Source organism: Teredinibacter sp. KSP-S5-2 (assembly GCF_032773895.1).
GTDB lineage: Bacteria > Pseudomonadota > Gammaproteobacteria > Pseudomonadales > Cellvibrionaceae.
In genome coordinates, this window is the sequence record NZ_CP120416.1 from 3,668,313 (window position 1) to 3,685,389 (window position 17,077).

14 protein-coding genes are annotated in these 17,077 nt (G+C 42.6%); 3 read left to right on the forward strand and 11 right to left on the reverse strand.

Annotated elements, in window-relative coordinates:
- Positions 1 to 115 precede the first annotated feature (115 nt).
- A complete protein-coding gene (locus P5V12_RS15665) occupies positions 116 to 655 on the forward strand; it encodes a hypothetical protein (protein WP_316954024.1) in 540 nt (179 codons plus the stop codon).
- 220 nt (positions 656 to 875) lie between these two features.
- Here the strand turns inward: P5V12_RS15665 and P5V12_RS15670 are convergent, their stop codons facing one another.
- Complete coding sequence (locus P5V12_RS15670) at positions 876 to 1,460, reverse strand: hypothetical protein (protein ID WP_316954025.1); 585 nt, start codon at positions 1,458 to 1,460, stop codon at positions 876 to 878.
- Between the two features lie 154 nt (positions 1,461 to 1,614).
- Between P5V12_RS15670 and tcdA the strand changes: the two genes are divergently transcribed.
- Positions 1,615 to 2,418: a tRNA cyclic N6-threonylcarbamoyladenosine(37) synthase TcdA gene (gene tcdA, locus P5V12_RS15675; protein WP_316954026.1), complete on the forward strand. Its 804-nt coding sequence runs from the start codon at positions 1,615 to 1,617 to the stop codon at positions 2,416 to 2,418.
- Positions 2,419 to 2,440: 22 nt separating this feature from the next.
- Here the strand turns inward: tcdA and P5V12_RS15680 are convergent, their stop codons facing one another.
- The 8 genes from P5V12_RS15680 to P5V12_RS15715 form a co-directional block, all read right to left on the reverse strand.
- Positions 2,441 to 3,226 carry a TatD family hydrolase gene (locus P5V12_RS15680; RefSeq protein WP_316954027.1) on the reverse strand — a complete coding sequence of 262 codons (786 nt, stop codon included), beginning with the start codon at positions 3,224 to 3,226 and terminating at the stop codon, positions 2,441 to 2,443.
- Positions 3,227 to 3,390: 164 nt separating this feature from the next.
- The gene (locus P5V12_RS15685) at positions 3,391 to 5,616 is read right to left on the reverse strand and encodes an EAL domain-containing protein (protein WP_316954028.1); all 2,226 of its coding nucleotides are present in this window, start codon (positions 5,614 to 5,616) and stop codon (positions 3,391 to 3,393) included.
- Positions 5,603 to 7,648 (reverse strand): HAMP domain-containing sensor histidine kinase, encoded by a 2,046-nt coding sequence (locus P5V12_RS15690; RefSeq protein WP_316954029.1) that lies wholly within the window; start codon positions 7,646 to 7,648, stop codon positions 5,603 to 5,605. Before P5V12_RS15690 ends, P5V12_RS15685 begins: the two co-directional genes overlap by 14 nt.
- A 96-nt stretch (positions 7,649 to 7,744) precedes the next feature.
- A complete protein-coding gene (locus P5V12_RS15695; RefSeq protein ID WP_316954030.1) occupies positions 7,745 to 8,572 on the reverse strand; it encodes a hypothetical protein in 828 nt (275 codons plus the stop codon).
- A gap of 445 nt (positions 8,573 to 9,017) precedes the next feature.
- Complete coding sequence (msrQ, locus tag P5V12_RS15700) at positions 9,018 to 9,623, reverse strand: protein-methionine-sulfoxide reductase heme-binding subunit MsrQ (RefSeq protein WP_316954031.1); 606 nt, start codon at positions 9,621 to 9,623, stop codon at positions 9,018 to 9,020.
- On the reverse strand, positions 9,623 to 10,630 hold the full coding sequence (gene msrP, locus P5V12_RS15705; RefSeq protein WP_316954032.1) for a protein-methionine-sulfoxide reductase catalytic subunit MsrP: 1,008 nt from the start codon (positions 10,628 to 10,630) through the stop codon (positions 9,623 to 9,625). Before msrP ends, msrQ begins: the two co-directional genes overlap by 1 nt.
- A 195-nt stretch (positions 10,631 to 10,825) precedes the next feature.
- Positions 10,826 to 11,359, reverse strand: a complete 534-nt coding sequence (locus P5V12_RS15710; protein ID WP_316954033.1) for an NAD/FAD-utilizing enzyme — start codon at positions 11,357 to 11,359, stop codon at positions 10,826 to 10,828.
- Positions 11,360 to 11,550: 191 nt separating this feature from the next.
- The gene (locus P5V12_RS15715) at positions 11,551 to 12,777 is read right to left on the reverse strand and encodes a GAF domain-containing sensor histidine kinase (RefSeq protein ID WP_316954034.1); all 1,227 of its coding nucleotides are present in this window, start codon (positions 12,775 to 12,777) and stop codon (positions 11,551 to 11,553) included.
- A gap of 354 nt (positions 12,778 to 13,131) precedes the next feature.
- On the opposite strand from P5V12_RS15715, the gene P5V12_RS15720 reads away from it, so the two are divergent.
- Complete coding sequence (locus P5V12_RS15720) at positions 13,132 to 14,841, forward strand: glycosyl hydrolase family 18 protein (RefSeq protein ID WP_316954035.1); 1,710 nt, start codon at positions 13,132 to 13,134, stop codon at positions 14,839 to 14,841.
- A 311-nt stretch (positions 14,842 to 15,152) separates the two neighbouring features.
- On the opposite strand, the gene P5V12_RS15725 is transcribed toward P5V12_RS15720, so the two are convergent.
- Both P5V12_RS15725 and P5V12_RS15730 read right to left on the reverse strand, forming a co-directional pair.
- Positions 15,153 to 15,902, reverse strand: coding sequence for a hypothetical protein (locus P5V12_RS15725; RefSeq protein WP_316954036.1), 750 nt, complete (start codon positions 15,900 to 15,902; stop codon positions 15,153 to 15,155).
- On the reverse strand, positions 15,902 to 16,723 hold the full coding sequence (locus tag P5V12_RS15730; RefSeq protein ID WP_316954037.1) for a hypothetical protein: 822 nt from the start codon (positions 16,721 to 16,723) through the stop codon (positions 15,902 to 15,904). Before P5V12_RS15730 ends, P5V12_RS15725 begins: the two co-directional genes overlap by 1 nt.
- Between the last annotated feature and the right edge of the window lie 354 nt (positions 16,724 to 17,077).

Here is a 17,077-nt window from a genome sequence, read left to right on the forward strand (position 1 = left end):
AAAGGTTTTACATAATTTTACATGTTTTGATATATGTAAAATTATCTCTACTTGGGTTTGCGATTTTTGTATTTTAAGCCATACTTGCCGAAATCCAATAACAGAGGGTAATTTAATGTCGGCTTTGAAATGCACACTATCCTTGGCGACACTTTTGGCACTGGGATTATCATCCGCCAGCTTTGCTTCAGATTCCTCCCATGATTCTCACGGTTTCAATCGCCATATTATCGGTCTATTTGTCGGTGCAACACGAGCCGATGCGCCTAAAATAGACGATCATGGTCATGAAGTTCACGGCGAGAAAGAAGCGGAAACCGAGACTTCTTTTGGTATCGAATATGAATTTCGTTTTACCAAACACGTGAGTGCAGGGCTTACCTATGAAGAAACACCAGATGGCCATAACGACGCAGGCGTGAGCCTTGCATTGATTAATGTGTACTACCGTCCAGACACACATTGGCGTTTAGGTGCCGGCATTGGTGAAGAAGAAATCGACGGTGAACACGGCAAAACCGAAACTGTTTCACGTGTCGGCGTAGCCTACGATTTTCACGTTGGAGGCTTTGGTATCGCACCGACGGTTAATGTGGATTTTGTAGACGGTGATACAGCAACTGTAGCAGGCATTGTTTTTTCAAAATCCTTTTAATCTCCATTTCTACCACCGGGAACTCATCGTTCCCGGTATATAATCGCCACACGATCAACGATTCATTCAGCAACAATCCGCTCGTCCTCCTTCAAAAGTCTCGAGAGTCCCTTTAACCGCTTTTTTTTCATACCCACAAAACTTAAATAGTTACTATTATCATTTAGGGGAAGCGAAGCTGGTAACCACATAGAAGAACAGATGGTTACCAGAAAGAAAACTACTTATCTATTTTTCGGCCAAAAATCAAAGGTCCTTTTTGAGTTTTAATTTTTTCTGTTGTGGTTTTATACGATTTAACGGAACTGTATTCACACTCTGAAATTTCCATATCATGAACAGTCACATTTTCTGCAAAGAAATATTTTTCAATACTGACACCATCAGCCTGATCAAACACCGCATTAAATCCATTGTATTTTAACTCAACCTCAAAAGAAGGAGTGTCAACGCCGGTATCGAACACATCATCGTACAAGTGGTAAACCTGAATCACATCCCGAGTAATCCAGTAACAGTTACCATAGTTGTCATAACTGTCACCGGCATAGTCGTAAACGGTGCCATTGCCGAACTCATCAAGGTACAGATAGTATTCGTCATATCCCATTTGGGTATCAACCGAAATGTCGTACAAGCCTGCAATGTCTGTCGTCGACAAAGGTGCATCAACAATAACTTCCGTTGTTGTCGTTGTGGTTGTCGAATATGAATATGAGTCATACTCTCCGTCACCATGACAGGCAGCCAGACCAACCGAAACAGCACCGAGCAAGATAATTTTGTTTATATTTTGAATACGCATTTGTCGCTCCCGGATCACAATCAACTCAATACTTTTACTTGATTCTGTGTTCAGGTTACCTGAAGCAACCTGAACACAAGCTGACTGCTACGCTTTACATGCTCGACCCAAATTTTGCACAATAGCGGCCTTTTCCGCTGACCCGATTTAAGCTATGTCCACGCCCTATTCTGACGACTATTTTCAACGATTTTCTGGTATTGCCCGCTTATATGGCACTCCTGCATTGGCAGCGCTATACAATGCACACTTTACGGTCATAGGCCTCGGAGGCGTAGGTACCTGGGTAGCGGAAGCATTGGCAAGAAGTGGCCTGGGTCAACTCACCCTGATCGAACTGGACGATGTCTGCACAACTAACACCAATCGCCAAATTCACGCCTTACGCAGTCAAGTTGGACGCCCCAAATTGCAAGTTATGGGGGAAAGATTGACGGACATTAATCCGGACATAAAACTGAATCTGGTTAGTGACTTTCTAACCAAGAAGAACATTCCAGACCTCATCAAGCCAGAGCAGGATATCGTGATCGATGCCATCGACTCCACACACATAAAAACCGGTTTAGTCTCCTATTGCAGCGCAAGAAAAATACGCTTGATCACGATTGGCTCTTCCGGAGGCAAACGAGACCCTCAACGAGTGACGGTGTCGGATTTGGGTCAAACACAATGCGACCCGATGCTGGCCAAAATTCGAACTCAGCTTTATCGCCACTATAACTTTTCGCGGGACAAGAACCGTAAATTTCGTGTCGATGCGGTCTATTCAACTGAACAGATGGTTTACCCTAAACCAGACGGCTCAGTATGCATGGACAAACAGGCGTTGGACAACGGTGTAAAGCTGGATTGTGCAGGAGGCTTTGGTTCCTGCACTATGGTAACGGGCACATTTGGCTTCGTCGCAGCAACCAAAGCAATCGAGCGTTATCTCGGGGTTGCCCGAAAAAACTAACCCCTTTTAATTGATCCTCAGGTTAGCGATCAAATGCAAAAAGCGCCTTACAGTTTTCTCGTGTTTGATGGATCACCTCGTCAACAGAAACATCCTTAAGTTCGGCAACGGCTTGGGCAATTTCGGGTAAAAATTCAGGACTGTTACGTTGCCCTTGCCGACCAGACAACGGCATTGATGGTGCATCGGTTTCCAACAAAATTGCCGTTAATGGAATACCTTTTATCGCCTTACGGGTTTTCTGTGCCCGATCATAGGTTAGCGTTCCACCAACACCAATAAAAAAACCACGTGCAATATACTCACTTGCCAACTCGTAACTACCGGAAAAGCCGTGAATTACTCCCCCATTTCTGACACTTTTTAATGCGAATAAAATCTCATTGTGTGCTTTAACATTGTGCACAATCAATGGCAGGGAAAAATCATTGGCCATGTCAATAAATTGTTGAAATACACGTAGCTGCGTGTCCATTTCAATAGCAATGGATTTATCCAGTCCGACCTCACCTATCGCCACACAACGGCGGTTGTGAACAAATGGTTGTATTTTTTGTTTAATCTGCTGATGCAATACAGCAGGCTGCGTAAGATCAAACTCAGTCTTATCCAGCATCCAGGGGTGAACCCCCACAGAAAAATATAACGACGAAATGCTTTGACAGAGCTGAGCCAGACTGTCCCATTGAGATTCTACAACGCCAGGTATAACGATCCGATCTACCCCGAGATTCCGACACGCGGAAAGAACGTCTGCCCGGTCAGAATCAAATTCAGGAAAATCCAGATGGCAATGGCTATCGATCATAGATGACACAAGAAATGCATTTTCGGCAAAGTTAATGGAGAAATCAGTTTACTGCATACCAAGCGAAAAAGCTGCCAACATATTTATGTAGGCATGATTCGTATCTAACTAGCAATTACAGTAACTAAAGCCTGCAGAAAACCATTTGGTAATAAACCAAGAAGCTACAGCGCCTTTTCGACTAACTCTGACGGCAGAAGCGGAACGAAATAGTAAAACCCTTGTGCAATCTCAACTCCTAAATCAGTGAGAAGTTTAACCTGATCCAGAGTTTCCACCCCTTCGACCACAACTTCTTTTTTCAACTCCATACATATTGCCAGCATCCCCTTAAGAACATGTAAGGATTCGACGTCCGCCGTTATATTCCGTACAAACGCTCGATCAATTTTAATCACATCCACCGGCAGTTTTAACAAATAACCAAGAGAGCAATAACCAGCACCAAAATCATCCAGGCATATGGTAAAACCAAACTCGCGCAACTCAGTAAGGTGCCGAATTGCAGCATCACTTCGTATTAAGGTGTTCTCGGTAATTTCCAGTTGCAGCTTATTAATGTCTGTAGGTATTTCATTGAGAATCTCTTTTATCCCATCAATAAAATCCGCCTGATGCAATGAATTAGCAGAAACATTAATCGAAATAGGTTTAGCCACGTCTGGGTAGTCTCGGAGAAACTGCAATACCAAACGAAAAACATGTAAATCCAGGTCAAAACTCAAACCGGATTTTTCAGCAATAGGAATAAATTCCCCAGGTGAAATTAACCCTTTCTCGGGATGCCGCCACCGTAAAAGTGCCTCGTAACCGACAACGTCACCAGTATTCATCGATACCTTTGGCTGGATGTTGAGGAAAAACTCACTACTAACCAAACCATGACGTACATCACCCAGAAGATTCAAACGCTTACGATTGTGTTCCTCAAATTTGGAAGAGAACTTCATTCCTGCGCCGCGGGTTTGCTCCTTAGCTATTTTTAAGGCTATCTCCGCTTGACGCAGTAGAGATTCTCCATCAAATAGTTCTTCACCAGCATCAATTTCCGATGCCCCGATAGTAAAACCTAAACGATATGAACTACCGTCAACATAAATAGGTTTTGATAGGATTTTTCCAATTTCTTTCAAACTACGGCGATTGTCACTGACTAATATGGCAAAAACATCTGAGTGTAGTCGAGCAACCATATCGTATTCAGAAAAACTCTGAGTAAGCGCTGTAGCGACTGCCACTAATACTCGGTTACCAAACTCGTAGCCTAAACCTTCTATAATGTCGTGAAAATAATCTATATCGACAATAAACAGGGACGCATTTTGTTTACAGTGTCTATAGTAAGTGCCGACATTAAAAATAAATCCGGAACGACTATATAACCCGGTTAAATTATCAAAGTATGCAGCTCTATTTAAATGAGAAAAGAACTTGGCATTTTCCAACCCAAGAGAAACATTTTGACAGAAGACTTGTAAAAGCTCTTTTTGAACATCATTCAGTTCAAAACGCCCATCCAAAACAATGACACCTTCCCAACAAGCCGGTGTAGAAAGATAAATTGCTGTGTGGTGATCCTCAAAATGACTCGACTTATCTAATATCGCCTGCATGACAATATCTATTTCACGCTCATCTTTAATCTGATCCAGAGCTTTACCATATAGGTAGGCATACTTACTTGATGTAGCCACAACCGTGTAACTATTGCCTTCTTTGGATATCATTTCCTGCAAACCACGCCCAGGATTCTGTGATACGCAAAAAATACCTTGAGTGGATATAGAAAACAGCGCGCTAATTTGTCTAAGTACACCATTGGCAAACTCATGTATCGATCGCTCTTTAATTAAGTTGGACGCAGCATCAATAACATTGCGCAACCCTTCCTTGCTCTCCTCCAATGCAATCAGATGAGAATAAGCACGAATAGCTGAGGCAATAGAAGCAAACAATTTGCTATGAGTTAGTTCGTTCTTGGTTTTGTAATCATTAATTTCGTACTTTTCAATCACCTCCTCTTCAGGCGCATACCCAGGCTGCCCTGTTCGAAGAATAATTTGAATATTATGCATATTCAGCTCTGACCGAATTCGTTCCACCAGATCAAGTCCGGCTGTTGGCGTTTCCATAACAACATCAAGTAATGTTACCGCACAATCTGGATTACTCTTCAGCAATTCAAATCCTTCTACTGCGGAATAAGCACTAACAAATTCCAGACCATTTCCCTTAAAGGTCGAATTTCGCAAAGCTAGCTTAGTGGCATCATGAACGGATTCATCATCGTCAATAACAGCAATTTTCCATGTTTTTTTTGCGCTATCATTGGAGTCTTCATCCAGGAAGTCCATCATGTCATCACGAATATTGAGTTTAAAATCTGACATTGACTTTCTCATCTCCTGTTTTTCTATCCGGGGCCTGTATTGGAAGTCGAATTTCAAATCGTGTACCATTATCACTTTTCACTTCGATACTTCCGCCCAGTACATTTGTAACAATATTGTGTACAATATTGAGCCCAAGACCCGAACCGCCCTTACCTAGCTTGGTAGTGAAAAAAGGATTAAAAACATAAGCGATATTATCTTCCGGGATACCATTTCCGTTGTCACAAAAGTTAATATTTACATATTTCCCATCTTGTTCGAACAGAATTTTTATCTCACCATCTTCCCGATGCTCAAACCCATGAATGAGTGCATTATCAAACAAGTTACCAATCACCTGCCCTAGAGGGCCTGGAAAGCTTTCCATTAACACATCGCTCTCACCATCAACAACCAATTGAATTTTTGAGCCTTTAATCTTATGCTTTAATGTTGATACTATTTCGTCAATCGTCTCTTTCAAATTAAACTCGCGACGTTTTGATCCAGCCTGATCCGTTGCAACCTGCTTAAAGTTTTGAATAAGATTTGAAGCCTTTTCCAGTGAGCCAGTCAACAAATCCAATGTCTGACTGCATTCAGTTTCAAACTGGTTAAGTTGGGATAACGTAATTTCACCTGTTTTGACTAAGTCAATAAACTTTCCCACATCCCGTTTTAACGACGAGGCCATAGTCACACCTACACCGACAGGTGTATTCACTTCATGTGCAACTCCGGCTACCAGAGAACCAAGTGATGCCATTTTCTCGGACTCAATAAGTTTGTTTTGAGTTGTTTTTAAATCATCTAAGGTACGCTGTAGCTCATCTCGTTGCTGAGTTATGTTCATCTGATTGAGTTCCTGGGATTCTCTCAAATGATCCAATTCGGACAACTCACTTTGAAACTGATCGATATTCTTTAAAATCTCACCCAACTCATTTTTCTGACTTTCGTAATCAAATACAAAATCGCGCTCACCGTTTCGAAGCTTTTCAATCGATGAAGTTATCTGCTCGATTGGCCGAAATACAGACCTCCTCGCGTAATACGAAATTACGACGAGAAAACACATAGTGAATAAAGACAGGAGAATTAAAATCAGACGAATAGTTTTTGACAAATCATTCAATTCATAAATGGCCGACAATGCTTGCTTTGATGATTGTGCAGAGAAATCCTCCAGTAAAACTTCAGCTTCTGAGAAACTGGTATGTTCCAACGAGTCGATAGTTTTCAGCGCAGCGAGTTTCCCCTGAGGGTTATAGCGCTGAAGGATATTGGCGCCTTGAGACTTCAATTCCAGAAATAGACGTTCAATCTCCCTTATTTTAATTAATTCATTCGGTTTCTTTTCCAGAGGCTTCAACAATTCCAAAAATCCCTCAAACTGTAACGCATCATTGAAAAAGGCACGCTTGGCATCGACATCACCCAATACAAAACGATCCAGGTCAGCCAGCATATCACCGGCTTCGTCCACCAGCTCTAGGTAATATCTAAGAGCGGGCAAGTCATCATTGATGATTTCCTCTAGATTACTGCCAGAACCAACATCTTCAATTTCTTCTTCTTTCAACTCGTCCAGAAGGGATTCCATTGGTATACCGATGTCCTTAAGCAATCGTTGAATATTTACATCGGCGTCTAATTCCTCAGAAGGGTCGTACTTGGCAAAAACATTTTCTTTGGCGTTACCCTCATGATCAAGAATAAGTCGATCCAACCGCTGCATGACCTGTTGGTTATTCTCCCCGACTGGTACGCCTTTCTTCAGCCGATTAAGACTATCCAGATTACTGTAGTATTCCAGCTTTTCTTCCTTTTCACCTAAAACGTACTCCAGTAGATTTGCATTCATATTGCCAAGCTCTTCCAACATGGCTAAAGCACTTAACGCAGAAGGGAGGTCATTTTTTATGACATGTGAACTTGAGGTATTAATTCGATAGCTTAAAAAACTAATAATAAATGTAAAGCTAATAACAATTAGCGATACCGACCCAAGAACCAAATAGATTTTTGCCGCAATCGTGTTTTTATTCATAGTGCTTGACAATAGCAATGGCGTTCAAGAAAAGCTTAGCTCAAGCAGTGTCGTTATTCTTAGTCTTCACATTACAAAAAGCATTTTATTCTCTGCTCATTGAATGCAACTAACACAACCTGCTATGGCATATTTTCCGTGATGCTCCCTGCGAATGGGGCGCGGCTGATGATCCACCTCACTCATCGCGCGATACAGGTCATTCTCTTGGTCTATGATTTTCTGTTCGTACATGTAAGGGTACAGGGCACGGTTCATTCCTCCCTGAGCCAGGAAGCTCTCGGTATCCAGAAAAACACTTCTCACATGCAGAAACTCATGAAGCAAGGCGTCCGCAGGTGAAGCAATACAATGTAAAGGCTTCTTACTACACGCACGGTGGAATTTGAGCTTGGCGGATGCTTGAGGATCAAAAAACACTTTAACCTTGTCAACACGTAAATGCGTGCCGGTTACCTCGGTTAAAAAGCTTCGTTGCCGATACTCAAAAGTCCAGGGAAAAGGGTTGATGTCATTGAGTAACGAAACAACCTCAGGAAATTGCCCCAAATACTCCGCCAACTCACCTATTGATTCGTTCATAAGCAAAGTTTTGCGTCCATTCTCGGTGTAATGCTGTCGAAGAATACGCTCAACTGTGGCAACGGCATTTGCTTTTTGAGTGACTTTTAATGGCGCATTAAAGTCCAGAGAAGCCCGAATATCATTTTCATCCATGCGTTCAGACTGGATAAAGTAAAGGCTCTTTTGTACGGCATCATCAGTCGAATGCCCACCGTCCGCAGCCGCTGTTACTGGCAAGAGCAACAAGGCAAACAAACCGATTAAGCGCGCAGGGAAGCAATAGCAGAGACGATCAAACACGATCAGAACCATCGCTTTTATCAGTATAAATAGATTTTGAAAAGCCAGTGTTCTGATCATATCTGTGGCCCCACCTGTTATTTATAAGCCTAGCATCGCTGGCATAGAAAAATTTAGGCGCCACATAGCATTTTTTTGACGTTTCTTTTCATCAAAAATGAAAAGCAACTAACTTATTGAATTTTCAGCGCTTTTATAAACGCAACAAAATTTGGATATAGCTTGCTCTTATTAAAGTGAGTTATTGAGCATATATTTATCTAAAGCTATTTCCTCGTTTTTCCGTGGAGAAACTTCCCCCCCATCCGTACTTATCTCTCCCCCGGCCAATTCGCACGCTTTCCTATCCTACCTATACGAATTAGATATGCTCTAATATGAATACAACCCTAAACGCTTGTTGCGTCAGCGGTTTAAAACACGGCCTCGCTTTTTAAGAAAAACGTATCAGTGGCGTTTAAAGAGAAAAAATGCCCCTGAGTGCAGTCAAAACCTGTTAACTGGACTAGGGATTGGCAGGAACAAACCATTTGCACCAGATCTTTCGAAGTTTGTCTCGTCGCAAAAAGAGCAAGACAGAAAAAATCGATAAATACACTAATGGTTCGACAATGTCGGACTTAACCGACCATAAAAAGTGAATACCACCTAATATCACGATAAGGTAAATCATCTGATGAATGCTTTTCCACCGTGATCCAATAATTTTCTTAATATAGTCAAGCGACGTGATAGCCAGAACAACAAGCATCACATAAGCCAACGCACCCAAAGTGATATATGGTCTTTTTACTATTTCGGAGACAAAGTCCTGCCAGGCAAAACCCAACTCAAAACCTAAATAACTGAAGATATGGGCCGAAGCATAAGCGAAGCAATACAGGCCGATGGTTTTGCGCTGGCGAACCAACCATCCCCATCGAAACCATCGAGCCAATGGCGTGACGCTGAGCGTAATAACCAATAAATTTAACGTACTAATTCCACTGAAATGAATAAGCGCCTTAACCGGGTCTGCACCGAGCTGATCCATAACCCCGCGATAAAACATCACCACTAAAGGTGAAGCGATAATGAAATGTAAAATAACAGTAGAAATGAAAGAAAACACTAGTAGAGCTTCGCTAAATCCATTCCCTGATAAAGGTGTGCGACATCTTTATCATAGCCATTAAATAAGCGGGTATCGATCCTCTGTTGATCAAACACCCCTCCTTCGGTGATGCGCCTCTCTTTCTTTTGGCTCCACCTAGGATGATCAACCTCGGGGTTAACATTGGCATAGAAGCCATATTCATTTGCAGCGAGAGTATTCCAGGTTGTTACTGGCTGAGTTTTTGTTAAAGAAATTTTCACTATGGATTTAACGCTTTTAAATCCATATTTCCAGGGCACCACCAAACGTAAAGGCGCGCCATTTTGAGGTGGTAGGGTTTTCCCATAAACACCCACTGCGATAAGTGTGAGAGGATGCATGGCTTCATCCAATCGCAACCCCTCGCGGTAGGGATAGTCAATTCCTCCACCTAAGAGCGGTGTTCTGACACCCCGCATTTGCTCCTTATCGGCAAGCGTCGTAAACGAAACGTATTTTGCTGTTGATTTGGGGTCAGCCATTTTAATTAGCTGATTCAGTTCAAACCCCACCCAAGGAACCACCATCGACCAGGCCTCCACGCAGCGCAGCCGATAAATCCGCTCCTCTAACTGAAATCGTCGAAACAGGTCATCATAACCAAGTGTGAAGGCGTTATTGGCCTCCCCATCAATGGTTACCTGCCAAGGGTTAACTTGAAATGCCTGGGCGTGTTCGTATGGGTCCGATTTGGAAGTGCCAAATTCATAAAAGTTATTGTATGAAATAACTTTCTTCTCGGGAGTTAGGGGTTCCGATATTTTTTTGCCTTTCTGGTAGTTCAATGGCTGTCGGACAAACGCATTACTGTTCCCGCCGCCTAAAATATTATCGAGTATGCCCGCTTTGGAAGAGGCTGAACCCGCCATCAGGGCGCTACCCACTCCCATCATTTTTATAATCTTCCGACGTTGGTGAAATAAAGCCTCATTGGTCACAGGCTCATTACGCACATCGTATTTACCAAACTTCTTGATGATCATGCTCAGTTCCCAGTCAATTTCAAAGGTTTGACCTATTCAAACAAACGAAGTTCAGCCGTGAGATAAGAAAGCCATGCTTATGTAAAGCCAACAGATATGAGCCCTTTCTCAACTCGCTTAGAGTTGCGAAAGGGCTTGTACACACAATAGGGAGAACGAAAGTCGGATAGCGTAACGTATAACAACCAAAAGCCGTTACTTGTTCGGAGCGGGTGTATTCTCGAAGGGACTCGCCCAGGGGCTGTCTTCCCCGGCAGAACTCATGTGATAGGTTTCTTCACACACATTTTTGACATAGGTTTTTTCTCCGCCCTCTATGTCCACCATAAAAATATGGTTACCTTTGGATAACTCACGATCAAAACGGGCATATTTATAGTTTTTTTTCTGAATTCCAACAAAACCCGCCTCCCAGCAACTAAAGCCAAAAATCACAAGGGATAAGAAAATAAACGGAGCCCAAGTGAAGGACTCATACAGTCCGGAGAAATAACCGGATGAAAGCACAATCAACACTCCGGCCATACCAATTAGTACTCCCCTTTCCATCCAATGCACCACATCGGTTTTCGCCAAAGAAGAGATTGCATGTAAATCCCGCGCTATGGCGGCACTCTCATTTGAACTCAGAAGATGAAATCTATCGCCATTAATACCGGCATCTATCAATTGATGCTCAGCTTTATCAATATCATCTAACGACGATGATATAAAAAATAATCTCTTCATAACCGGCTCCATCATCTACAGGCGTCATGTATTGATTAATACGGTATACAGCTTATTAGCGGATCAAAAACTGTGTTACGCATATAGAAAATTTAGACAACCACAGCTTAATTGTTTGACTATTTTTTCATTTACACGATCCGGGTATAAGCCGTTAGAACATAAGCCAAAGCGATAATATGTCGATTTGTTTAATCCGCTTTAAGCAGGAAGAAAGAAACTGAAAACATGCCTTTTTCAACTGAAGCCGAAAAAGTGACATTGTGAGCCTGTAGAATTTCCTGAACAATAGTCAAGCCAAAACCTGTGGAGGCCTTTGGGTCAGAATCATAGCGGTTATGCATTTTAATCTTATTGGTTATTTTAATAGAATATATGTCGTTATCCTGTGATACCGAGCATTGTATGCGACTAGATTCATCGCAGTATTTTGAGGCGTTATTAAACAGATTCATAAATACCTGCAACAAACGATTTTCATCCCCCATTGCCAGGCACGGACCGTCATCAGGAATAATTAGGTCTACTTCACACTTTTTCTCATCAAGAAGGGGCTGAAAAAAATGCATTGATTGCCGAATTAACGCACTCAAATTGAAAGCCTTTATTTCAGGCACGATTTTTCCCGTTCCCAATGCAGCAAAATCCAGAATCGTGCTCACAAGCTCAAGGGAAATATCGGCACTTTCTTCTATCTTTCTAAAAAACTTCCCGCTTCCATCATGCTCTTCAGATTTTATTCTTTTTCTGCCCATCGCCGCGGCACTTTTTATAAAACCTAAAGGATTTCGTAAATCATGAGACACATAACCAACAAATATTTTTAACCGCTTATTCAATTCAATCAAGCGTTCTTCTTTACTTTGCAATAGCAGGTACGTACCAATAGAACCCGCCATCATCTCAATAAGGTCACGTTCGTGCTCCGAAAAGCCATGCTCTCTCGCTTTAGTCGACGTAAAATTTAGAGTGCCATATAACTCATCCCCAACCCATATTGGTGCGGAAAGATAGGCTTCCAATTTCAGGTTTAAATACACTGGGTGTTTGCACATTTCTGCATGGCAGCCAATTTCAGAAAAGCCGATGACAGTACGTGTCTCATAAACCTCTCGACAATACGTATCTTCTAATTGAAATTCGCTACCAGCATGAATGGCATCTAAAGGGCTAACAACCGCTTTGACTTGGTATATATTCTCTTGAATACAGCTAACAATACCGGTTTCCATTTTAAAAATGGATAGACCCGCAGCGATGTATTTATGGATAAGATCTTCAAAACTTGAAAATGGCGTGTTAGTGAGTTGATGAATCTTCTTTACGTTTTCCACCACCCCCTTCAATTGATCTTCTGCACTGCGTGAAACATCTAACGCATAAAAAGACGTATTCTTAATAAATTCGGGATAATCCACGCTCAGTTTCACCTACTACATAACTTATAGCTATTTTAGCTCATGAGTAAAACAAAGATCGACAAACAAATTTTGTGAAATATGTTTACCTTTTATTTACCAACGGCACGCCATTATTTTTCTTTGCGCACCGGATGCTTGACATACCACCCCGGTTAATAGCGATAATCAAGACAGTACAAATAACAATAAATACAGAATCAATTATCCCAGAATCACCCCTATTATCGAGTATCGATAATATCCAGGAAGAAGGTGTCGGCACAGGGGGTATCGTGCCAAAGTGATGACAGTCTGGCGTCCAGCATTCACCAGACACCCAAAAAAACAATAATTAATTGGAGATGATTTAAAATGATTCACTCATTTAATCGTCAGTTATTTGCCGTTGCCGCTGTTGCAGGTTCCGCGTTTTTGAGTATTCAGGCTAACGCCTATGATTGCTCATCAACTCCTGTATATAGTGATGGCAGCGCGTATAGTACTGGCAGTATCGTACAAAACAATAATGTAGCTTTTGAATGTACCGTAGGCGGTTGGTGTAGCCAAGGCGGTGCCTACACCCCCGGCACTGGTTGGGCATCACAATATGCCTGGCAGGAACTTGGAACCTGCACTGGTAGTACGTCCTCCAGTTCTTCATCGAGTTCCTCTTCTTCATCAAGCAGCAGCTCATCGTCGAGTAGTTCGTCTTCAAGCAGTTCCTCATCGAGCAGCTCTGGCGGTGGCACATGCGGCGGACTTCCGCCCTGGCAACCAAACAGTGTTTACACTGGCGGAAATGAAGTGGTTATTCCCGGGCCTCCAGAAATGGTGTGTCGAGCGAAATGGTGGACGCAAGAAGAACCCAACCCAAATTCCGAATGGGGTGCCTGGACCTGTGACCCCTGCAGCGGCTCTAGTTCATCCAGCTCTTCCAGTTCAAGTAGCTCTTCTTCGAGCAGTTCCTCTTCGACTTCTAGCACGAGTAGCTCGGGAGGCGGCACAGGCACACGACGCTATGTGACTTATGCCAGCACCTGGAACACGAGTATTTATGACCTCGATGTGAATTACATTCCAAATTACATCACCAACGTTAACCTGGCGTTTGCCCGTCCAAATACTCAGTATCAAAAAGGGTCATTCGAATTTGATCAGGCCGTTGCCGGTTTTGAGTTTGTTGAAGGTGCCTCAACACCAAACGGTCAGTTGAAATTCACGGCTGCACAGTCGCAAGATTTAATTAACAATATCGCGTCCTTAAAAGCTCGCGGTACCGAAGTCTGGCTTTCAGTTGGTGGCTGGTCTTACAGTCAGGGTTCACAGTGGGCGAGTTTCAGCGCACCAAGGGTCGTTGATTTGGCTTTAGACTTAGGTGCTTCCGGTGTGGATATCGACTGGGAATCCAGCGGTTCGCAATGCAACAAGGGAACAGCCGCAACATTTAGCTGTTCGAAAGACGCTGAAATTGAAGGCATTATCGTATCCCTCTATAACGAAATTCGTTCCAGAGGTGCCAACCTCGGTATTTCTATCGCGGGCTGGTCTACTGGTGCCTATTACGTACAAGGCACACCGTTTGAAGAAGGAAAAGTGCAATGGGGCTCTCCGTTCGGCGGCACGATGTACAGTGTTGTGAGAAATCACGGCGATAAGCTTACGTTCATCAATTTAATGTCTTACGACGGAGGAACCTATTACGACCCACGTGAAGGCTTTGCGTCATATCGTGCGATTTATAACGGCCCGATTAATATGGGTATGGAGATCGCCCCGGAAGGTTCCGGCGGTGCAGTGCTTACGTTAAATGCAGCTCCCGGAATTGAATGGAACACGGGTTTTCTAACCGGCCAAAATGACATTGCCACAGATTACTACAACGTAGAGACCATGGTGGAGTATGTGCGACAAGCCGGTCAGCCAAATGACGGCTTTATGTTATGGCAATTGTGGAAGCAGCGAGTCCATCAACCTGCTCCTGCGGGCGCTGCAACAGAAAATAGTGCTGGCCAATATGTTTGTACCCATCTGCCACTTGCCGGCGATTGTACGCAAACTATTCCAAACTTGCCCAAGCTGTAAAAATAATTCCACCTGCTAATGCGGGTGGATTATTTAACCAGTATGCAATACTACTAAATCAGATGCTATTCACCCGACACGCCGTAAAAACATCCCTGTTGGCTCGTCGCCAGCATCCCTGCTGTCGACGGTCGTATTCGTAGCACCTGATTTATCTCATCATAATCCCTGTCAAGCAATCACATATCTTTTGCCGATATATAAAGAAAACGAAAGTAGAAGGAGTGAGCGGAGATAAAAAATTAGGGGAGAAACCATATCGGATTGCACCCAAGCTGAATGCAACCCGAAAGGTGTAACGTTATTTACACTTACGATGAATGATATTCGATTAACGGCTTTAACATATGCGCCATAAGTTCGGTTGCCATAAATACGGTTCTTGGCAACTTACCGGACTCTGCTTTCTCATAGAAAACCTTAGATGAATTCCAGTGCTGTCTCAGCTTTGCCACTTTTTCCTGCTGATCTTTTGGATACTTCACTTTTTCAATTGCAGCCAGGCCTTTATCATAATCGTCAATTGCCTTTTTCATCTGCTGGACCGTATTGTGGTCGTTAATACCCTGACGAATAGCAATGTAAAACTTCGCCATGCGCTCTAATAAGAAGTATTGATGCTCCACCAGATCAAGATGAGAATGGTCTCGCTTGACACTTTTACCAAAAATTTCAGACAAAGACTCGGAAGATTCCAGCAGCACTTCCGACATATCCATAATCAACATGGCATTGTCTTCGTTATAGGGCGTCGTCAATAAACCTTCCAACTCCGAAACGGTCATATCCATATACTGGATAAGCGATGACAGTTCCGCCTCTTTGGTTTTCGAGCTAAACACCGTTACTGAATGACGAATAGCTTTTAAGTTTTTATTCAGTTCCTTTGTCGCTTGAGACACGTTGTGCCCTTGAGCTATGTAAAAATAGTCTTTAACAATAGTTTGACTAATAACGGCAAGCTCTTCAGCCTCTTTTAACAAAGTAATATTTTTATCTTGCCCATAACTTGGTAACGCGGCAAGTACAACGATTAAACCTAAAAGAAAACGATAGAACATTAGTGCAGCTCTCCTTCAACCTGTGCTGTAATACTTTCTGAAACAGTCATTAAATCCGTTAACAGCTTTGTAGCCTGTCGTTGAGCAAGTGATGGAACAAACCGTCCAGACTTGGACTCCGCCATATGCTCAAAAACCATAAAATTCTTTTCCACCGCTTCTAATGTTTGCTTTACATTAGCCGCGACGAACTTCGCATCAGCGGACATTAATTCCGCATGCATTTTTTCGTAATCATCCAATATCATTTTCACGGTCCCATCGTGATCTGTGATGGGAACTTGCCAGGCTGCCATCATATATATCGCAGCCAAACGCTGAACTTCCATCTGCAACTCTGCTGATACGATCACATAATGCTCACCTTCCACTTCAACCGCTTCCGCAATATGCTCCGCCACGTCCCAACAACGTTTAGTCAGCGCTTCAACTTCCTTATACAGCTCAGAAACTCCCGCCTGGGTTGGCTGAGCCAATAGCTTAGGCTTGATCTTCGTCCACTCATCTTTAATCGAAGCAACTTCACCATCAAGCTTGGTTTGCAAATGGCTACCAGAAAGCAAATCCGCAATTTCCGAGTCAATTCGAGCAACAGTATCCGTTAACTCTTTGCTGGGATTTTGATACTTCACCCCCATTCCGACTAAAGCATAACCTTTTAGCGCCTGCTGTAAGCTAGTGCAAATATCAGCAATCTCATGAACATCTTTGGTGGTCGCCACAGCGTAACTACTGGGTATCAAGCCCCATGCCACAAACATAAAAAATATGACGTGTTTTAACAGTTGTCGGCCTGCATATGAAAACTCTTGGGGGATCACTACTTAGGTTCTCCTTATAAGATTTGTAATGAACTTAATTGGCCACAGGGGCATAACCGATAAATCACTCCCAGAACGTACCTGATTCACTCGGTCTATTAAGTTTAGTAGAGGACTATATAAAGGTGTGTAGATTTTAATCTAAACGAATCAATAGTGGATGATATTCCTCAAAAATTTTACAAATTAACCATTTTGCTTATAAGAAGCATTCGCTTTCTCAAGTGTGCTACCTGGATAAATTGATTATTACTTTTGCAGTATTGATACCGGGAGATTATAAAAAATACATCAACCACTGCGTATATCACTTCCTTTCATGATTTTAACAACCCCAGCAATAGTACAAAAATT